At 70.7% G+C, this 21,175-nt stretch carries 22 protein-coding genes and 1 tRNA gene; 10 read left to right on the top strand and 13 right to left on the bottom strand.

The genetic code is table 11. The features are described from left to right. Positions 1-14 precede the first annotated feature (14 nt). The 3 genes from ACGH52_RS19635 (at position 15) to pknB (ending at position 5,138) form a co-directional block, all read left to right on the top strand. Positions 15-1,451: an FtsW/RodA/SpoVE family cell cycle protein gene (locus ACGH52_RS19635; RefSeq protein WP_076975175.1), complete on the top strand. Its 1,437-nt coding sequence runs from the start codon at positions 15-17 to the stop codon at positions 1,449-1,451. Further along, the gene (locus ACGH52_RS19630) at positions 1,448-2,920 is read left to right on the top strand and encodes a peptidoglycan D,D-transpeptidase FtsI family protein (protein WP_399941053.1); all 1,473 of its coding nucleotides are present in this window, start codon (positions 1,448-1,450) and stop codon (positions 2,918-2,920) included. Before ACGH52_RS19635 ends, ACGH52_RS19630 begins: the two co-directional genes overlap by 4 nt. Positions 2,921-3,110: 190 nt before the next feature. Continuing rightward, the gene (gene pknB, locus ACGH52_RS19625; protein ID WP_210975180.1) at positions 3,111-5,138 is read left to right on the top strand and encodes a Stk1 family PASTA domain-containing Ser/Thr kinase; all 2,028 of its coding nucleotides are present in this window, start codon (positions 3,111-3,113) and stop codon (positions 5,136-5,138) included. A 76-nt stretch (positions 5,139-5,214) separates the two neighbouring features. Here pknB and ACGH52_RS19620 read toward each other — a convergent pair whose 3' ends face one another. The 5 genes from ACGH52_RS19620 to ACGH52_RS19600 are packed head-to-tail and all read right to left on the bottom strand — an operon-like array spanning position 5,215 to position 8,705. After that, complete coding sequence (locus ACGH52_RS19620) at positions 5,215-5,997, bottom strand: class E sortase (RefSeq protein WP_121701345.1); 783 nt, start codon at positions 5,995-5,997, stop codon at positions 5,215-5,217. Between the two features lie 13 nt (positions 5,998-6,010). Then, positions 6,011-7,051, bottom strand: a complete 1,041-nt coding sequence (locus tag ACGH52_RS19615; RefSeq protein WP_210975179.1) for a class E sortase — start codon at positions 7,049-7,051, stop codon at positions 6,011-6,013. After that, positions 7,048-7,686, bottom strand: coding sequence for an aminodeoxychorismate/anthranilate synthase component II (locus ACGH52_RS19610; protein WP_076975180.1), 639 nt, complete (start codon positions 7,684-7,686; stop codon positions 7,048-7,050). Before ACGH52_RS19610 ends, ACGH52_RS19615 begins: the two co-directional genes overlap by 4 nt. Beyond that, entirely contained in the window at positions 7,683-7,880 is a 198-nt protein-coding gene (locus ACGH52_RS19605) for a hypothetical protein (protein ID WP_171987257.1), read from the bottom strand. Before ACGH52_RS19605 ends, ACGH52_RS19610 begins: the two co-directional genes overlap by 4 nt. Before the next feature lie 45 nt (positions 7,881-7,925). Continuing rightward, complete coding sequence (locus tag ACGH52_RS19600) at positions 7,926-8,705, bottom strand: DUF881 domain-containing protein (RefSeq protein WP_171987263.1); 780 nt, start codon at positions 8,703-8,705, stop codon at positions 7,926-7,928. A 150-nt stretch (positions 8,706-8,855) separates the two neighbouring features. Between ACGH52_RS19600 and crgA the strand changes: the two genes are divergently transcribed. After that, on the top strand, positions 8,856-9,110 hold the full coding sequence (gene crgA, locus ACGH52_RS19595) for a cell division protein CrgA (protein WP_003975080.1): 255 nt from the start codon (positions 8,856-8,858) through the stop codon (positions 9,108-9,110). 264 nt (positions 9,111-9,374) lie between these two features. Here crgA and ACGH52_RS19590 read toward each other — a convergent pair whose 3' ends face one another. Both ACGH52_RS19590 and ACGH52_RS19585 read right to left on the bottom strand, forming a co-directional pair. Then, a complete protein-coding gene (locus ACGH52_RS19590; RefSeq protein ID WP_399941047.1) occupies positions 9,375-10,268 on the bottom strand; it encodes a rhomboid family intramembrane serine protease in 894 nt (297 codons plus the stop codon). Between the two features lie 104 nt (positions 10,269-10,372). Continuing rightward, positions 10,373-10,906, bottom strand: coding sequence for a peptidylprolyl isomerase (locus ACGH52_RS19585; RefSeq protein ID WP_076975203.1), 534 nt, complete (start codon positions 10,904-10,906; stop codon positions 10,373-10,375). A 319-nt stretch (positions 10,907-11,225) separates the two neighbouring features. On the opposite strand from ACGH52_RS19585, the gene ACGH52_RS19580 reads away from it, so the two are divergent. After that, positions 11,226-11,927 carry a DUF5324 family protein gene (locus ACGH52_RS19580; protein WP_399941044.1) on the top strand — a complete coding sequence of 234 codons (702 nt, stop codon included), beginning with the start codon at positions 11,226-11,228 and terminating at the stop codon, positions 11,925-11,927. Positions 11,928-12,028: 101 nt separating this feature from the next. Here ACGH52_RS19580 and ACGH52_RS19575 read toward each other — a convergent pair whose 3' ends face one another. Next, positions 12,029-12,805: an isoprenyl transferase gene (locus ACGH52_RS19575; protein ID WP_052836731.1), complete on the bottom strand. Its 777-nt coding sequence runs from the start codon at positions 12,803-12,805 to the stop codon at positions 12,029-12,031. Positions 12,806-13,201: 396 nt separating this feature from the next. Next, a tRNA-Ala gene (locus tag ACGH52_RS19570) sits at positions 13,202-13,274 on the bottom strand. 180 nt (positions 13,275-13,454) lie between these two features. On the opposite strand from ACGH52_RS19570, the gene ACGH52_RS19565 reads away from it, so the two are divergent. Continuing rightward, positions 13,455-14,003: a DNA-binding protein gene (locus tag ACGH52_RS19565; RefSeq protein WP_121701350.1), complete on the top strand. Its 549-nt coding sequence runs from the start codon at positions 13,455-13,457 to the stop codon at positions 14,001-14,003. 86 nt (positions 14,004-14,089) lie between these two features. Then, the gene (locus ACGH52_RS19560; RefSeq protein WP_399941039.1) at positions 14,090-15,694 is read left to right on the top strand and encodes a protein kinase; all 1,605 of its coding nucleotides are present in this window, start codon (positions 14,090-14,092) and stop codon (positions 15,692-15,694) included. A 23-nt stretch (positions 15,695-15,717) separates the two neighbouring features. Here ACGH52_RS19560 and ACGH52_RS19555 read toward each other — a convergent pair whose 3' ends face one another. Beyond that, positions 15,718-17,076, bottom strand: a complete 1,359-nt coding sequence (locus tag ACGH52_RS19555; RefSeq protein ID WP_399941036.1) for a hypothetical protein — start codon at positions 17,074-17,076, stop codon at positions 15,718-15,720. A 143-nt stretch (positions 17,077-17,219) separates the two neighbouring features. Further along, positions 17,220-17,348: a DLW-39 family protein gene (locus tag ACGH52_RS19550; protein WP_003999697.1), complete on the bottom strand. Its 129-nt coding sequence runs from the start codon at positions 17,346-17,348 to the stop codon at positions 17,220-17,222. A gap of 338 nt (positions 17,349-17,686) precedes the next feature. On the opposite strand from ACGH52_RS19550, the gene ACGH52_RS19545 reads away from it, so the two are divergent. The 3 genes from ACGH52_RS19545 to ACGH52_RS19535 all read left to right on the top strand — a co-directional run bounded on the left by ACGH52_RS19545 (position 17,687) and on the right by ACGH52_RS19535 (position 19,862). Continuing rightward, positions 17,687-18,073, top strand: coding sequence for a DUF6344 domain-containing protein (locus ACGH52_RS19545; RefSeq protein ID WP_121700789.1), 387 nt, complete (start codon positions 17,687-17,689; stop codon positions 18,071-18,073). A 194-nt stretch (positions 18,074-18,267) separates the two neighbouring features. Further along, positions 18,268-19,056, top strand: a complete 789-nt coding sequence (locus ACGH52_RS19540) for a GntR family transcriptional regulator (protein WP_076975190.1) — start codon at positions 18,268-18,270, stop codon at positions 19,054-19,056. Then, positions 19,053-19,862 carry a glycosyltransferase family 2 protein gene (locus tag ACGH52_RS19535; protein ID WP_399941032.1) on the top strand — a complete coding sequence of 270 codons (810 nt, stop codon included), beginning with the start codon at positions 19,053-19,055 and terminating at the stop codon, positions 19,860-19,862. Before ACGH52_RS19540 ends, ACGH52_RS19535 begins: the two co-directional genes overlap by 4 nt. A gap of 35 nt (positions 19,863-19,897) precedes the next feature. Here ACGH52_RS19535 and ACGH52_RS19530 read toward each other — a convergent pair whose 3' ends face one another. Both ACGH52_RS19530 and ACGH52_RS19525 read right to left on the bottom strand, forming a co-directional pair. Next, on the bottom strand, positions 19,898-20,773 hold the full coding sequence (locus tag ACGH52_RS19530) for an FkbM family methyltransferase (protein WP_399946801.1): 876 nt from the start codon (positions 20,771-20,773) through the stop codon (positions 19,898-19,900). Between the two features lie 62 nt (positions 20,774-20,835). Further along, entirely contained in the window at positions 20,836-21,048 is a 213-nt protein-coding gene (locus tag ACGH52_RS19525; RefSeq protein ID WP_121700790.1) for a ferredoxin, read from the bottom strand. Between the last annotated feature and the right edge of the window lie 127 nt (positions 21,049-21,175).

The raw sequence follows: 21,175 nt of genomic DNA, 5'->3' as shown, positions 1-21,175 counted from the left end.
GGCCCTGTCACACGATGAGCAGTTCTACCAACCCGTCGACGCACCACACGTCCACGATCGGCGCCATCGGCGCCCCGAGCCGGCGCAACACCGAGCTGGCTCTGCTCGTGTTCGCCGTCCTCATCCCGGTCTTCGCCTACGCCAACGTGGGCCTTGCCATCAACGACGAGGTGCCCGCGGGGCTGCTGAGCTACGGCTTCGGCCTCGGCCTGCTGGCCGGCGTCGGCCACCTCGTCGTGCGCAAGTTCGCGCCGTACGCGGATCCGCTGCTGCTGCCGCTGGCCACCCTGCTCAACGGCCTCGGGCTGGTCGCCATCTGGCGCCTGGACCAGTCCGAACTGCTCCAGAGCATCGACCAGGCCGGCAACGCGGCGCCCCGCCAGCTGATCTACACCGCGATGGGCATCGCCCTGTTCGTCGCCGTGCTCGTCTTCCTCAAGGACCACCGCGTCCTGCAGCGCTACACCTACATCTCCATGGTCGGCGCCCTGTTCCTGCTGCTGCTCCCGCTGGTGCCGGGCCTCGGCAAGAACATCTACGGCGCCAAGATCTGGATCCAGGTCGGCTCCTTCTCCATCCAGCCCGGTGAGTTCGCCAAGATCGTCCTGGCGATCTTCTTCGCCGGCTACCTGATGGTGAAGCGCGACGCGCTCGCCCTGGCCAGCCGCCGCTTCATGGGCCTCTACCTGCCGCGCGGCCGCGACCTCGGCCCCATCCTGGTGGTCTGGATCGTCTCGATCCTCATCCTCGTCTTCGAGACCGACCTCGGTACCTCGCTGCTGTTCTTCGGCATGTTCGTGATCATGCTGTACGTCGCCACCGAGCGCACCAGCTGGATCGTCTTCGGTCTGCTGATGTCCGCGGTCGGCGCCGTCGGCGTGGCCAGCTTCGAGCCGCACATCCAGCAGCGCGTCGACGCCTGGCTCGACCCGATGCGGGAGTTCGCGCTCTCCCGGGCCAACCAGGTCGGCCACTCCGAGCAGGCCATGCAGGCCCTGTGGGCCTTCGGCTCCGGCGGCACCCTCGGCACCGGCTGGGGCCAGGGCCACTCCGAGCTGATCCGCTTCGCCGCCAACTCCGACTTCATCCTCGCCACCTTCGGCGAGGAACTGGGCCTGGCCGGCCTGATGGCCCTGCTCCTGCTCTACGCCTTGATCGTGGAACGCGGCGTGCGCACCGCCCTCGCCGCCCGCGACCCCTTCGGCAAGCTCCTCGCCATCGGCCTCTCCGGCGCCTTCGCCCTCCAGGTCTTCGTCGTCGCCGGCGGTGTCATGGGCCTCATCCCGCTCACCGGTATGACCATGCCCTTCCTGGCGTACGGCGGTTCCTCCGTCATCGCCAACTGGGCACTGATCGGCATTCTGCTGCGCATCAGCGACACCGCGCGCAGACCGGCACCCGCCGCGCCCGCCAGCCCCGACGCCGAGATGACCCAGGTGGTCCGACCGTGAACAAGCCACTGCGCCGGATCGCGATCTTCTGCGGCCTCCTCGTCCTGACCCTCCTCATCCGGGACAACTGGCTCCAGTACGTCCAGGCCGACGAGTTGAAGGAGGACGAGCACAACCGCCGTGTCGCCATCGAGCGGTACGCCACCCCCCGCGGCGACATCATCGTCGACGGCAAGGCCGTCACCGGACACGCCACCACCGAGGGCGACTTCAAGTACAAGCGCACCTACAAGGACGGCGCCATGTGGGCGCCCGTCACCGGCTACGTCTCCCAGGCCTACGGCGCCACCCAGCTCGAGGCCATCGACGACGGCATCCTCACCGGCAACGACGACCGGCTCTTCTTCCGCAACACCCTCGACATGATCACGGGCAAGAAGCGCGAGGGCGGCAACGTCGTCACCACCCTCAACAGCGCCGCACAGAAGGCCGCCTACGACGGTCTGAAGAAGCAGGGCGCCAAGGGCGCCGTCGTCGCGATCGAGCCGTCCACCGGCAAGATCCTCTCGATGGCCTCGTACCCCTCGTACGACCCCACCTCCATCGCGGGCAGCAACGACGCGGCCGGCGAGGCCTGGAACAGGCTCCAGAAGAAGAACAACCCCGACGACCCGATGCTCAACCGCGCCCTGCGCGAGGTCTACCCGCCCGGCTCCACCTTCAAGGTGCTCACCGCGGCCGCCGCCCTGGAGCACGGCCTGTACGACTCGGCGGACGAGAAGACCGACTCCCCGCTGCCCTGGACGATGCCCGGCACCACCACCGAGCTGCCCAACGAGGGCGACCTCCCCTGCGAGAACGCCACCCTCCGCGAGGCACTCCGCGTGTCCTGCAACACGGTCTTCGGCAAGGTCGGCTCGGACCTCGGCAACGACAAGATGCTCGAGACGGCCAAGAAGTTCGGCTTCACCGAGGAGCAGTTCGTCCCGGTCCGCTCCAGCGCCTCCGTCTTCTCGGACGACATGAACGAGTCGCAGACCGCGCTCTCCTCCATCGGCCAGTACAACACCGCCGCCACCCCGCTGCAGATGGCCATGGTCACCTCCGCCATCGCCAACAACGGCACCCTGATGAAGCCGTACATGGTCGACGAGCTCCAGGCACCCAACCTCGACACCATCGAGAAGACGGACCCCGAGGAGATGAGCAAGCCGCTGTCCGCGGACAACGCCCAGACCCTCCAGTCCATGATGGAGACCGTCGTCGAGGACGGCACGGGAACCAACGCCAAGATCGACGGCGTCAAGGTGGGCGGCAAGACCGGTACCGCACAGCACGGCGTGGACAACAGCGAGAACCCCTACGCCTGGTTCATCTCGTACGCCAAGGCCGACGACGGCAGCTCGCCCGTCGCCGTGGCCGTGGTGGTCGAGGACGAGAACGCCGTGCGCGACGACATCTCCGGCGGCGGCCTCGCGGCACCGATCGCGAAGAACGTCATGGAGGCCGTCATCGACAGCAAGAAGTGACCGCGCCATGAACGGGGCGTGACTCCGGTCACGTCCCCTTCACATCGGCGCACGTTGCGATACCGGTCCTGTATCGGCTGCCCGGCTCGGCCAAGGGGCCAGGAGCGAGCCGGGTACGGTAGGCCGGACGGCAGCCTCCGACCGTACAAGCATGCCGGTCGGGACCGACGGAGAGGGCTGGTAGGTAACCATGGAAGAGCCGCGTCGCCTCGGCGGCCGGTACGAGCTGGGCCCGGTGCTCGGCCGTGGTGGCATGGCGGAGGTTTACCACGCGCATGACACCAGGCTCGGGCGCCAGGTGGCGGTGAAGACGCTGCGCGCGGACCTCGCGCGCGACCCGTCCTTCCAGGCCCGGTTCCGCCGAGAGGCCCAGTCGGCCGCCTCGCTCAACCATCCCGCGATCGTGGCGGTCTACGACACGGGCGAGGACTACATCGACAACGTGTCGATCCCGTACATCGTCATGGAGTACGTCGACGGCTCCACGCTCCGTGAGCTGCTCCACTCCGGCCGCAAGCTGCTGCCGGAGCGGACGCTGGAGATGACCATCGGCATCCTCCAGGCCCTGGAGTACTCGCACCGGGCCGGCATCGTCCACCGCGACATCAAGCCGGCCAACGTCATGCTCACCCGCAACGGCCAGGTCAAGGTCATGGACTTCGGCATCGCCCGCGCCATGGGCGACTCCGGCATGACGATGACGCAGACCGCCGCGGTGATCGGCACCGCCCAGTACCTCTCCCCGGAGCAGGCCAAGGGCGAGCAGGTCGACGCGCGTTCCGACCTGTACTCCACGGGCTGCCTGCTCTACGAGCTGCTGACCGTGCGTCCGCCATTCGTGGGCGACTCCCCGGTCGCGGTCGCCTACCAGCACGTGCGCGAGGAACCGCAGGCGCCGAGCGTCTTCGACCCCGAGATCACGCCCGAGATGGACGCGATCGTGCTGAAGGCCCTGGTCAAGGACCCGGACTACCGCTATCAGTCGGCCGACGAGATGCGCGCCGACATCGAGGCCTGCCTCGACGGCCAGCCCGTCGCGGCCACCGCCGCGATGGGCGCCATGGCCGCCGGCGGCTACGGCGCCTACCCCGACGACCAGCCGACCACCGCCCTGCGCTCGGACGCGGGCGGCGGCGCCACGACCATGCTGCCGCCCATGAACCCGGACGACGGCGGCTACGGCTACGACGAGCGCCCCGACCGGCGCCGCCAGCAGTCCCGCAAGAAGAACACCTCCACGATCTTCCTGGTCCTGGCCGGCATCCTCGTCCTCGTCGGCGCCATCCTGATCGGCAAGTACGCCTTCAGCGGGGGCGGGGGGGCGGGCAACGACAAGGTCGACGTGCCCGCACTTGTCGGGCAGACGCAGAACGACGCCGAGCAACTGCTCACCAACTCCGACCTCAAGCTGGGCACGGTCGAGCAGAAGCCCTGCGAGGACCAGAAGAAGGGCAGCGTCTGCGACCAGGACCCCAAGCAGGGCACCAGCGTCGACAAGGAGTCCACCGTCAACCTGGTGGTCTCGACCGGCGCGCCCAAGGTCGCCGTCCCGAACGTGATCGACAAGAACGTCGACGAGGCCACCAAGCAGCTCGAGGACAAGGGCTTCGACGTCGAGACCAAGCAGACCGAGTCCTCCCAGGACGAGGGAACGGTCCTCAGCCAGAACCCGGACCCGGGCAAGGAGCTGGAGAAGGGCTCCACGGTGACCCTGGAGGTCGCCAAGGCCGAGGAGAAGGCCACGGTCCCGGACGTCGTCGGCCGCAGCTGCGACGAGGCCAAGGCCCAGATGGAGAGCAACGGCCTGGAGGCCACCTGCTCGGACCAGCCCACCAACGACCCGAACCAGGTGGACAAGGTCATCTCCACGACGCCCGCGGCGAACCAGCAGGTCGACCCGGGCTCGAAGGTCACGATCGTGGTCGGCAAGGCCGTGGAGAAGAAGAAGGTGCCGGAGATCAAGCTCGGTACCCCCCTGGGCCAGGCCCAGCAGACCCTGCAGCAGGCCGGCTTCACCAACATCCAGGTCAACGGTCCCAACGACGGCAACGCGGTCGTCATAGGGCAGAACCCGCCGGCCAACAGCGAGGTCGACGACCCGGCCGCCACGCAGATCACCCTCACCACGGTGGGCGGCAACGGCGGTAACGGCGGCAACAACAACGGCGGCAACGACAACGGCGGCGCCATCGGCGGTCTGCCCGGCTTCGGCGACTGACCCGCCTGCCCGACCGACCGGAGCCCCGGTCCCTCAGCTCAGCTGAGGGACCGGGGCTCCGTCGTAGGGGTGCGGCTCAGCGCAGTTCCTTCGGCGGGGTGCGGTCCCCGTCCACCTTCTCCGTGCGGACCAGCTCGCCCCACACCACGTAGCGGTAGCGGCTCGTGTAGACCGGGGTGCAGGTCGTCAGGGTGATGTAGTGGCCGGCCTTCTTCTTGCCGGACTCGCCGGGGACCGCGTCGAGGACGTCGACGTTGAACTTCGAGGTCTCGGGGAGGACGGCGTACGTCTTGTAGACGTACCAGGTGTCCTTCGTCTCGAAGACGATCGGGTCACCCTTCTCGATCTTGTCGATCTTGTGGAACTTGGCGCCGTGCCCGTCGCGGTGGGCGGCGAGCGAGAAGTTGCCCTTCTTGTCCGAGGTGGGCAGCGTCGCCTTGACCGGGTCGGTGTAGTAGCCGGCCACGCCGTCGTTGAGGACCTTCATCGACGTGCCCTTCTCCACCAGGATGTCGCCCTCGCCCATCGCCGGGACGTGCAGGAAGCCGATGCCCGCCCTGGTGTCCAGGGCACCCGGACCATTCGCGCCGTTCCCGCCCACGCGGTCCTGGGCCCAGTTCTCCCGGACCTTCTCGGCCTGCTGGTCCGCCGCGCGGTCGGCGACCACGTTCGTCCACCACAGCGAGTAGACGACGAACAGGCCCATCACCAGGCCCGCGGTGATGAGCAGTTCGCCGAAGACGCTGACCGCCAGCGCGACGATCCGCCGGGGACCGCGCCCGCGGCGGCCCGCCCCGGACTCGGGTGGGCCGTCCTCGCCGGCGTGCTCCTGCTGATCCGTGTCGGTGGTCGATGCCACTGGTCATCCGCCCTTAACTGACGAGCGCATCCGGCTTGCCCTTGCTGCGCGGCCGTTCCTCGACCATCTTGCCCCACACGATCATGCGGTACTTGCTGGTGAACTCCGGCGTGCATGTGGTGAGGGTGATGTAGCGGCCGGGTCCCTTGAAGCCCGACTGCTTCGGGACCGGGTCCAGCACGCTGACGTTGCTGGGCGACGTCACCGGCAGGATCGACGCCATCTTGTACACGAAGTACTTGTCCTGCGTCTCCACCACGATCGGGTCGCCCGGCTCCAGCTTGTTGATGTACCGGAAGGGCTCGCCGTGCGTGTTGCGGTGGCCCGCGATGCCGAAGTTGCCGGTCCTGGCGTCCGGCATCGCCGTCTTCAGCCCGTCCTCCGCGTAGTGCCCGACCATGCCCCGGTCCAGCACCTTCTTGCTGTTGATGCCCTCCGCGATCGGCACCACCACGTCCAGCTTGGGAATGTGCAGCAGCGCGAACCCCTGACCCGGTTCGAACGAGCCCGGATTGCGCTTGCCGTTCGCCCAGTCGTCCTGGAGGTTGCTCGCGGCCTGGTTGGCCTGCGCGTGCGCCCGCACGTTCGTCCACCACAACTGGTAGGTGACGAACAGCAGCATCAGCACACCGGTCGTGATGAAGATCTCACCGATCGCCCGGCTGGCGATCACCGCGGCACCGGGCTTGCGCGCCCGCGCCTGCCGACGGGCCTCCACGCGCGACAGGGGCGCCTTCGGCCTCTGTTCGGCCTCCTCCTCCGGAGACTGGCCCCGGGGCGCCCCACGGCGCCCGTGGCGCCGTTTCGCGGCCTTCCTGCGGGCCGCGCGGCCCCCGCCCGCGGGGCCGTCCCCGGCAGAGGCGGCGGCGGAGCCATGCTCGGCGGCCGTGCGGTGCTCCGGGGGCTCCGGAATCCGCAGCGCCACCGTCTCGTCGTCGAGCAGCGGCGGCCGGTACTGCTCCCCGAACGCACCGGAATCCCCGTACGGCTGCCCGTACGAGGATCCCTGGTCACCGGCCGTGCCGGAGTCGCGCTCGGGGCGCAGCGCGGTCACGCCGTGGCCCTGCCCACCACCGGGGCGAGCCCCGCCGACCTCGCCACCGCGTCCCGGTCGCCGCACTCCACCAGCCAGTTGGCCAGCATCCGGTGCCCGTGCTCGGTCAGCACCGACTCCGGGTGGAACTGCACGCCCTCGACGAGCAGGTCCCGGTGGCGCAGGCCCATCACGATCCCGTCGGGCGTACGGGCCGTCACCTCCAGCTCCGCCGGCACGGTGGCGGGCTCGGCCGCCAGCGAGTGGTACCGCGTCGCCGTGAACGGCGAGGGCAGCCCCGCGAAGACCCCTTGGCCCGTGTGCTCCACCGGCGAGGTCTTGCCGTGCAGCAGCTCCGGCGCCCGGTCCACCACACCGCCGTACGCCACCTGCATCGACTGCATGCCCAGGCACACGCCGAAGACCGGCACCCGGGTTTTCGCGCAGTGCCGCACCATGTCGACGCACACCCCGGCCTGCTCCGGCGTACCCGGGCCGGGCGAGAGCAGCACGCCGTCGAAGCCGTCCTGGGCGTGGGCCGTCGACACCTCGTCGTTGCGCAGCACCTCGCACTCGGCGCCGAGTTGGTACAGGTACTGGACCAGGTTGAAGACGAAGCTGTCGTAGTTGTCGACGACGAGGATGCGCGCGCTCACTGGTTGTCCACCGTCACATCGTTGAAGGGGAGCAGCGGTTCGGCCCACGGGAAGACGTACTGGAAGAGGACGTAGACCACGATCATCGCCAGCAGGAGCGAGAGCAGCGCCTTCACCCACGCGTTCCCCGGCAGATGCCGCCAGATCCAGCCGTACATGCCGTCCCTTCCGTCGCACCACGGCGCCAGACTCACGCCGTACCGCACCAGACTAGCGGCGCGCGGCCCTCCGGAACGGCCCTAATCCACAGGCTGGGCATAGTGCAGGTCGGCCGTGCCCGAGTAGCCCGGCAGCGTCACCCGGCCGTCCTCCTCGACCTTCCAGCCGAGCCCGTACACGTTGACGTACACCATGTAGTTCTGGATCGCCGGCGCCTTCGCCAGCGCCTTCTTCAGCCGCTCCGGGTCACCGACCGCCTGGATCTTGTACGGCGGTGAGTAGACGCGGCCCTGGAGGATCAGGGTGTTGCCCACGCAGCGCACCGCGCTGGTGGAGATCAGCCGCTGGTCCATGACCTTGATGCCCTCGGCGCCGCCCTGCCACAGCGCGTTCACCACGGCCTGGAGGTCCTGCTGGTGGATCACCAGGTAGTCGGGCTGCGGTTCCGGATAGCCGGGGAGCTTCGCGGTGGCGTCCGGCGGGGCGTCGTCGAGCGTGACGGTGATCGCCTCGCCCTTCAGCTTCTGCGTGCCCGCCTTCTCCTCCAGCGCCGCGAGCTTGTCGTCCTCCGAGCGCGTACGGCCGTCGTCGCGCTCGGCGAGTGAATCGACGTCCTCGCGCAGGGCTCCGTTGGACTCCTCCAGGTCGCCGTTCTCCCGGCTGCGCTCGTGGATGAGGTCGGACAACTTGAGCAAAGAGGCGTCCGTACGGATATTGGTGCCCTTCGCGGTGTCGAAGCTGGTGAAGAAGATGAGTCCCGCGAGGGCGAAGACGGCCGCCGTGAGGATCCGCACGGGCCGGAAACGGCGCCGGCGGACAGGGCTGGATCCCGTCCCGGGGGAGTCGGCAGAATTGCTCAACGTACCCTTATCTCCTTCGGCGCCACGGAAGGACTACGCTAACGGACGCCCGGGGGAGCGCTCAGAGTCCCCTTGTCCCATGTACGCCGCACCCGAGACCGAGCCCCGTTCCCTGCGCGGCCACGCAGCGCATCGACAGGAGAGACCCTCGTGCCGAAGTCACGTATCCGCAAGAAGGCCGATTACACGCCGCCGCCCTCGAAGCAGGCGACCAGCATCAAGCTGACCAGCCGCGGCTGGGTGGCGCCGGTCATGCTGGCCATGTTCGTCATCGGCCTGGCCTGGATCGTCGTCTTCTACGTCACCGACGGTTCCCTTCCCATCGACTCCCTGGGCAACTGGAACATCGTGGTGGGCTTCGGTTTCATCGCCGCGGGCTTCGGCGTCTCCACGCAGTGGAAGTAGCCCCCGCGGCGGCTCCGCGGTAGCTCTGCCCAGGGCTGTCCACGGAGTTATCCACAGGCGTTATCCACATGGGGAAAAGAAAGACGATCTGTGGATAACCCGTCGGACATTGACGCCGGTGTGACGGAAGTACCGGCTGACCCCAGGTCCCGAAAGCATGTTCGCCCCCTGCCTGACCTGCAATAACACTGGTCAGCGACAGGGGGCACATGTGTTCCCGCACGCTGTGCACAAGATCCGCCACCTACTGTGGACAACGGGTGCTCAGGTGAGCTGGACCGTCCTCAACAGGGTCAGTCCGACGACGATCAGGAGGACCAGCGCGCAGGTGCCGTACTGGACGAGCGTGCGCCGCTCACGCGGGGCGTGGAGCATGGCCCAGCCGATCACGGCACCCGCGACGAGGCCGCCGACGTGGGCCTGCCAGGAGATGTTGTCCCGGGTGAAGGTGAAGATCAGGCTGATCACCAGCAGGATGACGACCGGCCGCATGTCGGCATTGCGTCGGCGCATCAGTGCGGCGGTGGCGCCGAAGAGGCCGAAGATCGCGCCGGAGGCACCGAGGGTGGCCGTGGTGGGTGCCTCGAGCAGGTAGGCGCAGACGCTGCCGGCGAGGCCGGAGACGAGGTAGAGCGCGAGGTAGCGGGCTCTGCCGAGGGCTTCCTCCAGGGGGCCGCCGAGGAACCACAGGGTGATCATGTTGAAGCCGATGTGCCAGATCTCCTGGTGGGTGAACATCGTGGTCACCAGGCGGTACCACTCGCCCTCCGCGACGCCCTCGGTCGGGACGAAGGGGGCGGGGGGCCAGCGCCCGATGAGCACCAGGTCGGCGAGGAAGGAGTCGGGCAGCGCCTGGACGGCGATGAACACCGCCACGTTGATCCCGATCAGGATCTTGGTGACGAGGCTCGGGTCGGCCGCGACGGTGCCGCCCGCGAGGGTGCGGGGCCGGGAGGCGCTCGGGGCCGGTCCGCCGGCCCCCGGTGTGCGGCCGGCGGCGCAGTCGGGGCAGTGGAAGCCCACGGAGGCGTTGATCATGCAGTCCGTGCAGATGGGGCGCTCGCAGCGGGTGCAGCGGATACCGGTCTCGCGGTCGGGATGGCGATAGCAACCGGGCAGGCTCTGGGCGTCCGGTCGGCCGGCGGCCGCGTGGTCCATGGCATCCCCTAGGTCGTCCCTGCGGGCGGTGTGTGCAGATGCACCGCCCCGCCCTTCTCTACGGATGGACGGGGCGTTTGGTTCCTGCCCGGTGTGCGGGGACGTCAGACGTTCCGCGTTTCGATGACGACCGACTCGATGACGATGTCGGTGAGGGGGCGCTCGGTGCGGGGGTTGGTCCGCGTGGCGGCGATGGTGTCGACGACCTTCTGGCTGGCCGGGTCGGTCACTTCGCCGAAGATCGTGTGCTTGCGGTTCAGCCAGGTCGTCGGGGAGACGGTGATGAAGAACTGCGAGCCGTTGGTGCCGGGACCGGCGTTGGCCATGGCCATCAGGTAGGGCTTGTCGAAGGCGAGGTCGGGGTGGAACTCGTCCGGGAACTGGTAGCCGGGGTCGCCGGTGCCGTTGCCCAGCGGATCGCCGCCCTGGATCATGAAGCCGCTGAGGACCCGGTGGAAGACGGTGCCGTCGTAGAGCTTGGCCATGGACTTCTCGCCGGTGGCGGGATGGGTCCACTCCCGCTCGCCGCGGGCGAGCTCGACGAAGTTCTTGACGGTCCTGGGTGCGTGGTTCGGCAGCAGCCGGACCTCGATGTCACCTTGGTCGGTCTTCAGGGTGGCGTAGAGCTGCTCGGCCACGATGTGCCTTCCCTCGTCCTGTGTGCGCACCGATCCTCCCACGGTCGGGGGCGCGTTCGTCGCTCATCCCGCTGGGTCACGAGCGTGGGGCGCCGATCCGTGGCAAGGTCGTGGGCAGCCGCGTGTTGCCCGGTATTCGTCCGCTATTGATGTCGATCAGCTCTTGTCCGCAACTTCATCACCACTTGTCCCAGAGGGCACAGCGGTCGCGTCCGTGACCCGGATGCCCGCCCTCACATGCCTGGCGGTGCGTCCACAGGCATGATCCGTAAAAGGGTGGAAAGTCGAATGACCGTACGCCACCGAGGAGGAGGAACCCGTGACCCGCATCGACAGCGTGCGCGCCGCGACCGGTTCGGCGAAGGACAGCGTGCTGCACGCCGCGGAAGTGGTGGCGCCCTACGCCGACACGGCCAAGGACAGGGCCGCTCACTATGCACAGGAGGCGCGCGTACGGCTGGCGCCCAAGGTGTCGCAGGCCGCAGACCAGGCCCGGCTTCAGTACGGCGCGCGGGTCGCGCCGCGGCTGGGGCAGGCCCGTACGCATGTGCCGCCGAAGATGGACGCGGCCGCGCAGGAGGCCGCGATCCGTACGCGTCTGGCTGCCCGGCAGGCGGCCGACTATTCACGACCGATGATTGAGCAGGCGGTGGCCGCGGCCGGTCCCGTGCGCGAGGAGGCCACGGCGCGCGGTGCGGCCGCGCTGGCCGCGCTGCGTGGTCAGGTCACGGCGAAGGAGATCCAGCGGCTGACGCGCCGGCACCAGCGACGGGCCAGGGCCGGTCGGGTCGCCAAGGCCCTCGCGGTGGTCGGCATCGTCGCGGGCGGCGCCTTCGCGGCGTGGAAGTGGTGGGACAAGCAGGCCAACCCGGACTGGCTGGTGGAGCCGCCGGAGGCGACGGAGGTTCCCGAGTCGGGCCGGCTGACGTCGGTGGACGGTACCGGCGAGGCCATCCTCGATCCGGAGGTGCAGGCCAAGCAGGCCCAGGAGGAGGCGGCGGAGGGCGACGAGCCCCGCTGACCCTCGCTCGCCGTACCGGCGTCGGCTGGTGCTTCTCATCGCTGCGGGGCGGGAGACCCTGAGTCTCCCGCCCCGCAGCGATGTTTCACGTGAAACGGCGCTCAGCGGCCGTAGCGGCGTTCCCGGAGGGAGTAGGAACGCAGCGCCCGCAGGAAGTCGATCTCGCGGAAGTCCGGCCAGTAGGTCTCACAGAAGTGGACCTCGGCGTAGGCGGACTGCCAGAGCAGGAATCCGGAGAGCCGCTGTTCGCCGGAGGTGCGGATGATGAGGTCGGACTCGGACCGTGTCTTGGAGTACAGGTGCTTGGAGATGTGCTCCATGGTGAAGGTCTCGATGAACTCGTCGATGTCGCCACCCTGGGAGCTGTGCTCCATCAGGGCGGAACGCACGGCGTCGACGATCTCGCGCCTGCCTCCGTAGCCCACGGCGACATCGACCTTGGTACCGCCCTTGCGGCCCTGGGTGGCGGCGGTGGCGGTCTTCAGGCGGCTCGCGGACTCGGCGGGCAGCAGGTCCAGGGCGCCGACGGCTTCGACGGGCCAGGGATTGCCCGGCGCGGCCAGCTGCTCGACGACCTCGGCGATGATGTCGATGAGGGGGTTCAGCTGCTCTTCGGGCCGGTGGAGGTTGTCGTCGGAGAGCATGAACAGGGTGACGTGCTCGATCTGCGCGGAGTCGCACCAGCGCAGGAAGTCCAGCACCTTCGCGCCGCCGGCCCGGTAACCCTCGCGGGGGTCGTCGATGCCCGACATCTTGGCCCACCGGCGGTTGCCGTCGAGCATGATGCCGATGTGCTGGGGGCGTGGGCGTCCCTCCAACTCCCTGACCAGCCGCTTCATGTAGAGCGCGTCGAGAGCGGCTCGTACCTTGGCCCGCATGGTCTACCCCTTCCACCTCGTCGGTAGCGAACGGACGGCTCCGACGGCGATGAGCCACGTGGCACCGCCCCGCCGGGGTGTGGCGCTGATGCCCTGTGGGGTGACGATATCAAGAGCGGACAGCGCCGCCCGGGCGTCGAGAGCGACCCGTCCGTGAGCCCGTTGTGTTGCCGGCGCGGGCGCCGGAGCGTTGTTCTCCGTGGTCAACTGGCCCTTTCCCTCCGGTTGTTGTCGATCACCCGGTCGGTGCGGGCGGTGTCGGGCACGGTGTGACGATGACGACGGTGAGGAACGTCTCCGCCCGCCGGGCCCGGACGGCCGGGCCGCTGCGGCCCGCCTGGAGAGAACAGAGCGCCTCCGACCCATGTTTTCGCAGGTCGGAGGCGCTATTGACGGTGGAGCCTAGGGGAGTCGAACCCCTGACATCTGCCATGCAAAGACAGCGCTCTACCAACTGAGCTAAGGCCCCTCGGGCAGCCTCGCCGGTCCTGGTGTCGCGGACCGTCGGGTGCCGCGGACCAGAGTACCGGGTCGCCCCCCGTATCTCACAAATGATTGGGGGTCCCGGGGAACGACCACGCTCCGTAAGATGCTCGGCGTGGTTCGCTGGAGCGAACTGCGGTTTTTGGGGAAGCGATGGGGAGACGCAATGGACGCCGCACAGCAGGAAGCCACCGCAAGAGCGCGGGAACTGCAGCGGAACTGGTACGGGGAGCCGCTGGGGGCGCTCTTCCGCAGGCTTATCGACGATCTCGGTCTCAACCAGGCTCGTCTCGCGGGGGTGCTGGGGCTGTCCGCGCCGATGCTGTCGCAGCTGATGAGCGGCCAGCGGGCGAAGATCGGGAATCCCGCGGTGGTCCAGCGGGTGCAGCTGCTGCAGGACCTGGCGGGGCAGGTCGCCGACGGCAGTGTGAGCGCGGCCGAGGCCACGGAGCGCATGGACGAGATCAAGAAGTCGCAGGGGGGCTCGGTGCTCAGCAACACCACGACGACCACCGGTAGTTCCGGTGCGCCGACGGTCAAGCGGGTGGTGCGGGAGATCCAGTCGCTGCTGCGCTCGGTGGCGGCCGCCGGGGACATCATCGACGCGGCGGACTCCCTGTCCTCCTCGCATCCGGAGCTGGCGGAGTTCCTGCGGGTGTACGGCGCGGGCCGCACATCGGACGCGGTCGCGCACTACCAGTCCCACCAGAACTGACCCCGTGGGCCCGGTCGCCGAGGGGGTCGGCGGCCGGGCCCGCGGGAGTGGCGCGACAGGTCCCAGGGGAGGAGCGGCGCACAGCCATGGGTGAGGTCTTCGCGGGCCGGTACGAGCTGGTCGATCCGATCGGCCGGGGCGGGGTGGGTGCCGTCTGGCGTGCCTGGGACCACCGCCGCAGGCGCTATGTGGCCGCGAAGGTGCTCCAGCAGCGGGACGCGCACTCGCTGCTGCGGTTCGTCCGGGAGCAGGCGCTGCGCATCGATCATCCCCATGTGCTGGCGCCCGCGAGCTGGGCCGCCGACGACGACCAGGTCCTGTTCACGATGGACCTGGTCACGGGGGGTTCGCTGGTCCATCTGGTCGGGGACTACGGGCCCCTGCCGCCCGACTTCGTGTGCACGCTGCTCGACCAGCTCCTGTCGGGGCTGGCGGCGGTGCACGGGGAGGGCGTGGTGCACCGTGACATCAAGCCCGCCAACCTGCTCCTGGAGGCGACGGGGACGGGCCGTCCGCGCCTCAGGCTGTCCGACTTCGGCATCGCGATGCGGCTGGGTGAGCCCCGGCTGACGGAGACCAACCTGGTGGTGGGGACGCCGGGTTACCTGGCGCCGGAGCAGATGATGGGTGCGGAGCCGGACTTCCCAGCGGACCTGTTCGCGGTGGGGCTGGTCGCCCTGTATCTGCTGGAGGGGGCCAAGCCGGACGCCAAGGCGCTCGTCCAGCACTTCGCCGAGCACGGTACGCCGCCCGCGCCGCGGGGGATTGCCGAGCCGTTGTGGCAGGTCGTGGCGACGCTGCTGCAGCCGGACCCGTCGGCGAGGTTCCGTACCGCGACGGGGGCGCGCAAGGCGCTGGCCGCGGCGGTGGAACTGCTGCCGGAGCCCGGGCCCGACGACGAGCTGATCGAGATCTTCGACCAGGTCGGCCCGCTGCCGACGGGGTTCGGCCCCGAGGGCCCGTTCAAGCGGGCCTCCGGTGTGGACGACGTACCGACGGACCCGCGACGCCCTGCGAGCGCGGCCCCGCCCCCGCACGCCACACCACCGACACCGTCGTGGCCGACCACGCCTCCACCGCCCGCCCCGTCCCCGGACCGGACACCGCACACCCCGCCGACGCCGCCGACCGGCCCGCCGTCCGACCAGGACCGGCCGTCACCTGCCGTCCCGGGCACGGACCCGTCACCGGCGTCCACACCATCCGGCCTCCCGCCCGGCCAGGGCTGGACGGGAGGCGTTCCCGCGGCGCCGCCGTCGGTGTCCGGGCCGGTGCGGTCGGCCTCGGGCGGAACGCCGCGGGCGGGTGCCATGTCGGAGACCGGCAGCTTCCACCTGCCGCCCCCGCAGCCGACCGACACGTCGGAGTCGGCGTCGGCTGCGGGGGCCAACACGGCGCAACCGCCCGCGCAGTACCCGGCGTTCACGGGCGCGTCGCAGCACCTGCCGCCGGACCGGGCGCCGTACGGGCCGCCGCTTCCCGCCGAGGCTCTGGCGCCGTCCCCGCCGCAGCGCACCGACGTCCCCACCGCCGCGTACACCGCCCCGAATCCGCGGTCCGCCCCGCCCGCCCAGCGCCGCGGGGCCCGGCGGCGCCGCCGTCCCGGTCCCCCGGCCCGGGTGGTGCTGCCGCTGCTGCTGCTCGCGCTGGCCTGCTACGCCGTGGGTTTCTGGGCGCTGACCCGCATCTGAGTCCGGCACGCGGAACTGGGTGCCTAGGCCCGGCGCCGGGCCGTCGCCGTCCACACGGCCAGGCCGAGGAGGAGCAGGCTGCCGGTGCCGATCCCGCCGACGGCGACCGCCTTCATGGCGAGGTCGTCGTCCGGGTCGGCGCTCGCGGGCGTCGCCGCCGCCCGGTCCTGCGCGGAAATCTCGAAGAGGCCCTTCGGCCGGGACTCCCCCGCGTAGTCGGGGCCCGTGCGTGCCGCTCCCCCGAGTCGCAGGCGCAGTGTCACGCCGAACGGGCCCTGGCCGAAGTCGTCGGCCACCTGGGCCGCGAGGTGGATCACGACGTAGTACTCCCCGGCGAACCGCAACGCGCCGACCTGTCCGGCGGTGGCGTACCGGTTGGGGTACGCCACGGGCGGCAGGGGGGCGAGGCCGACGGTGGTCGGGCGCCCGGTGTAGCCCTTGGCGACGTCGTCGACCTCGCCGCGCACGGGGTTGTGCAGGGCCAGCCGCAGGGCACCGGTGGCGTAGCCGGAGGCGTCCGCGGAACCGGCGAGTTCCGCGGTGGCGTACACCTGGCGGCCCCAGTCGACCGGCACCTTGTAGTAGAGGGTCTCCCCGGGCCGGATGTCGTCGCGCCAGACGCCCTGCCCTACAGGGGTGGCGTGGGCGAAGCCGTTGCCGCCCGGCCGGTGCTCCGGCTCGCCGGGGAGCGGCTCGGGCGAGGCGGAGTCCCAGGTCCGGGGCGCCTCGGTGGCGCCGGTCTGACGCGGGCGGGGTTCGGTGGCGGCGGTCAGTTCCAGGTCCCAGTCGTCCGGCGGGGAGTCCTGGGGCCGGGTCCGCTCGACGCCGACGTAGTAGGTGCCGGGGTCCTGGCACCGGTTGGCGCCGGAGTCGATCTCGCGCAGGCCCCAGGCGGTGACCGGACGGGGGCTGCGGGCGGCGCCGAAGGTCGCGCTCTGCACGGAGCACGACCCGCCGTCGGCGTCCTGCATCGAGACCCGGATGCCGTCGACGGCGGTCAGCTCGCCGTCCGCGCCGGGTACGGCGGTGACGGAGACGTAGGCGTCGGAGGCGTCGTCGAGTTCGAGGCGGTAATAGAGGACGCCGCTCCTCGGCAGGGTGCTGCGGTACGTGGCACCGGCCTCCAGCGGTTCGGCGCCCGCGGTGGCACGCGCGCCCGCGATCCGTACGGCGTCGCCGGCGAAGTCGTACCCGGTGCTCGCACCGGCGGAGCCGAGCGCATCGGCCGCGCGGGCGGTGGCTCCGGGCAGGGCGGCGCTTGTGGCCAGTACGAGTACGGCGGCTCCCAGGGCCACCGGCCCGGTCAGCGCCGGTCGCGCGGTCACCGACGGCCGCGCTCGCCGTGTTCCGGCGCGCCGCCGAGCCGTACACCACCGTCCCATGACCCGCCACCCCTCGCGCTCACCGGCTCTGTGGCCGCCCGCCCCCGGCCGCCCGTCCCCAGCGGACCGTGCCCCGTCCGGGCAACACAAAACCCCGACCGTATGACGGCCGGGGTCTGCTCAGGACCGGATGTCGGTCGTTCTCACGAACCCGTGGGCACGGAGTCAGTCGCCTCCGTCCACAGATCCTGCTCGGCGCGATCCGCCTGGATCTGGCGGTACACGAGGAGCCCGCCGATGGCGGCCAGTGCGACCAGGAGAAGCTTCTTCACCGCGCGACCTCGTCTTTCCTTGACGTAGGGGACTTCTGGCGCCCGACTATACACACCGGCCGATACCGATCGGTGACCTGTGTCGACGGTCAACTGCCCGTCGCCGGACCCCTTTAGAAGCGGACGAACCCGTTCTGATCGGAGGGTGATCACACCCTCACGCGCGGTGACTTTTGCCCGACTCTCTCCCGTCTGGGGACCTTTTCCAGCCCTTTGCGGCCATTCGAGTGGTGTTCATCTGAACATCGACGCGCCACGGGCGTCGGTCCACCACTTCGCGACCCTCATACACATCATGAGGAAAGTACGCAAATCGCCCAACCCGAAAGTGAGGGGCCATGGCCCGGAACAAGGTCCTGACGCTCTGGACCACCATCGTCACCGCCTTCCTCGCGCTGTGCACGGCGCTCGGACTCATCACGACGACGGCCACCGCAGCCGTACCGCAGACCGGAACGCACAGCAACACCGAGAGCGCCTCCCCCGAGGCGGCACCCGCGGCGGCGGCCCCCTGGTCCTGGTCCCGAACCGGTTCCCTGCCCCCCACGATGAAGCAGCGCATCCGCGCCGAGGCCCACGGCGCGGCACCCAGTTGCCGCCACCGCCCGCTCGCCGACGCCGCGGCCACCGCCACATCCGCCGCCACCGCCGCGACCACCGGCCTCCGCTGCGACGACACCGCAGCAGAGCCCCCGGCCCAGCACACCATCCCGCTCCAACGCTGAGCGGCCCGCACACACCCCGACCCCGACGTAACGGCGATCTGCGTACGCACCACACGCGAGAAACGGCCCGGCAGCTCGACAGAGCAGCCGGGCCGCCGCCATGTGTGCCCGTGAACAGGGTGATACCCGGTCAATCACGGCCATCTCGCACCCTCAACTCTTCAAGACCTCTTGAGGAGTTGTAGCCTGCGGCCATGCCCAAGGCCTACGAAGTGATCGCGGACGATCTGCGCCGCTCCATACGTGCCGGTGAGCGGCGCCCCGGCGACCGGCTGCCCTCGGAGGCCGACCTCGCCCACCACTACCGGCGCAGTGTGCCGACCGTGCAGAACGCGCTGCGGCTGCTGAGCGACGAGGGCCTGATCGACAAGCGGCACGGCCTCGGCACCTTCGTCCGCCGCCCCCGCACCCCGGCGGTGCGGGACAACCGCAGGCACCAGTGGGAGAAGGACCGGGCCCGGCGTCCGCTGGCCACGCGGGCCGAGACGGGCGCCACGGAGCGCGACACCGGCCTGCGCGCCGACGACCTCGTCTTCCACGCGGAGTACCGCGAGCAGGAGGCGTCCGCGGAACTGGCCGAGGCCTTCGGCGTCCCGGCGGGCACCGTGCTGCTCCGACGCGTCTACCGCACGCGGTACTCGGCCGAGCCCGCCCCGTTCAACCTGGTGACCTCCTACCTCCTGCGCGACATGATCGCGGCCAACCCCGACCTCCTGGACGAGGCCAACGAGCCCTGGCCGGGCGGCACCCAGCACCAACTCCGCACCGTGGGCGTCGAACTGGACCGCGTGGAGGAGCGCCTGACGGCCCGCCCGCCGACACCGGAGGAGTCCGCGGCGCTGGACCTGCCGCCGGGCACGTCGGTGATCCTGCTCCGCAAGACCTCGTACGACACCGAGGGCCGGGTGGTCGACGTCTCCGACGTCACGCTGCCCGGCGACCGCACCGAACTGCTCTTCACGACCCGTCTGGAAAGGTGGTGAGTGCCGCCGTGAACCGGCGCGTCACCGTCGTCACGGCCGTCCACGGCCCCTCCGCCCCCTTCCTCCCCGAGGCCTACGCCTCGCTGTGCGCACAGGAACTGCCCGACGGCTGGGAGTGGCGCTGGGTGATCCAGGAGGACGGCCGCACGCAGGACGTCCGGCCCCATGTGCCCGACGACCCGCGGGTCGCCTTCCACCAGGGGCGCCACGGCCGGCAGGGCGGGCCCGGGGTGGCGCGCACGATGGCCCTGGCCCACGCGGACGGCCCGTACGTGAAGGTCCTGGACGCCGACGACCGGCTCACTCCAGGCACCCTGGCCCGCGACCTGGCCGCCCTGGAGGCCGACCCGTCGATCGGGTGGGCGACCTCCCGGGTCCTGGACCTCCTGCCCGACGGTTCGACGGCCGGCTTCCCCGGCGACCCGGCGCACGGGCCGATCGAGCGCGGGGCGGTGCTCGACTTCTGGAAGGCGAACGGCTTCCGCGCCCAGGTGCACCCGGCGACCCTCCTCGTCCGGCGGGACCTGCTGCTCGCCCTCGGCGGCTGGATGGCCCTGCCCGCGTCCGAGGACACCGGCCTGCTGCTGGCGCTGGACGCCGTGAGCCGGGGCTGGTTCTCGGCGGAGGTCGGCCTCCTCTACCGCAAGTGGGCGGGCCAGGAGACCGGCCAGGCGCCCCATGCCGACCCGGTCGAACGCGGGGCCCGGATGGCGGTGGTGGACGCCAGGGCGCGCGCTCTGGCGTCCTTCGGATGGCGACTGCCGGGAAACGCCGACGGCTCCGACGGCCGGCGCGAGCGCCTCTGAGAACAGCCGCAGAGGCCAGGGGCGCGCACCCGCGGTCAGGGCAGCCGTTCCGCGTCGACTCGCGAGAAGATCAGGTCGCTCTCCCCGGTCACCGGCCCGCGCAGGCGGACCGGCGCCCGGGGCGCACCGCTCAGCGCCGGGGGATAGCTCCCGGGCGCGTAGTCGTTGGCCAGCCGGTAGACGTGGAACCCGGCGTCCCGCATCACCGCCAGCAGGTCGTCGACCCGGTCCCCGAGCCGGACCATGCGCTCGGGCGACACCTCGACCGTGATCTCCGCGTCGGGCCGCAGCGCGCCCAGCACCGGTGCGAGACCGCGCACGACGCTCCCCTCGGCGCCCTCGACGTCGATCTTGATCACCCGGGCGGTCGCGATCTCCGCCGCGTCGAGCAGCTCCGGCAGCGGCCGGGCCCGAGCCTGGAAGCTGGACTCCACCGGGCCGTCGTACGGGACGATGCTGTTCGCCCCCGTGTTCCGTGAGCTGGCGAGCGCGAACGTCAGCGTCCTGGGGCGGTCGGAGACGGCGGCGTTGAGCGCGCGGACGTTGCCCAGGGCGTTGAGCCGGACGTTCCGTACCAGGTGGCGGTGGAGGTCGGGCGACGCCTCGATCGCGACGACCCGGCCCTCGTCACCGACGAGCCGGGCCGCCAGGACGCTGAAGACGCCGATGTTGGCCCCCACGTCGACGAAGCCGTCCCCCGGCCGCAGCCGGCGCCGCAGCCAGCCCGTCAGGTGCGGCTCCCAGGCGCCGAACAGGTACAGGTACCGCTGGATGAGGTCCCGCGTGTCCACGGCGAACAGATCGCCGGTACGCGCTTCGACGACGGCCCGGCGGGGACGCTCGCGCAGCCGCGGGTTCAGCCAGCGGGTGGCGAGGGCCGCCTTCCCGAAGGTGCCGGGCCCGTTGCGCACGTACCGGGCGGCGAGGCCGACCAGGGCCTCGGTGACGGCGGCCTTCGGTTCGCCCCGGGTGCTCAGCTTCGGGCCCCTTCCGTCTCCGTGGGCGTGAGGGTGATGGCCGCGGACGGACACCCCTCGGCCGCCTCCCGCACCCGGGGGGCGTCGACGTCGTGTTCCCGGCCGGGTATGACGGCACCCAGGCCGTCCACCTGGGTGAACACGGCGGGGGCCCGGTGGACGCAGTCTCCGGAGCCGTAACACTGCTCGGGGTCGACGGAGATCCTCATGCGCACTCCAGCGGCGGTCGGTTTCGGGGCCTTCACGACCTGCCTGCCCACGGACCGGCACGCTGAATCCGCCTTGCCCGCCCGCCTGTTGGCCGGCCCTCCCCGGTCCTCATAAGATCATCCGACA

Source organism: Streptomyces sp. BBFR25, from assembly GCF_044590125.1.
GTDB classification, from domain to species: Bacteria; Actinomycetota; Actinomycetes; order Streptomycetales; family Streptomycetaceae; genus Streptomyces; species Streptomyces canus_D.
Note: the sequence above shows the minus strand (reverse complement) of the source record. Positions and strands in the feature narration are given on the sequence as shown.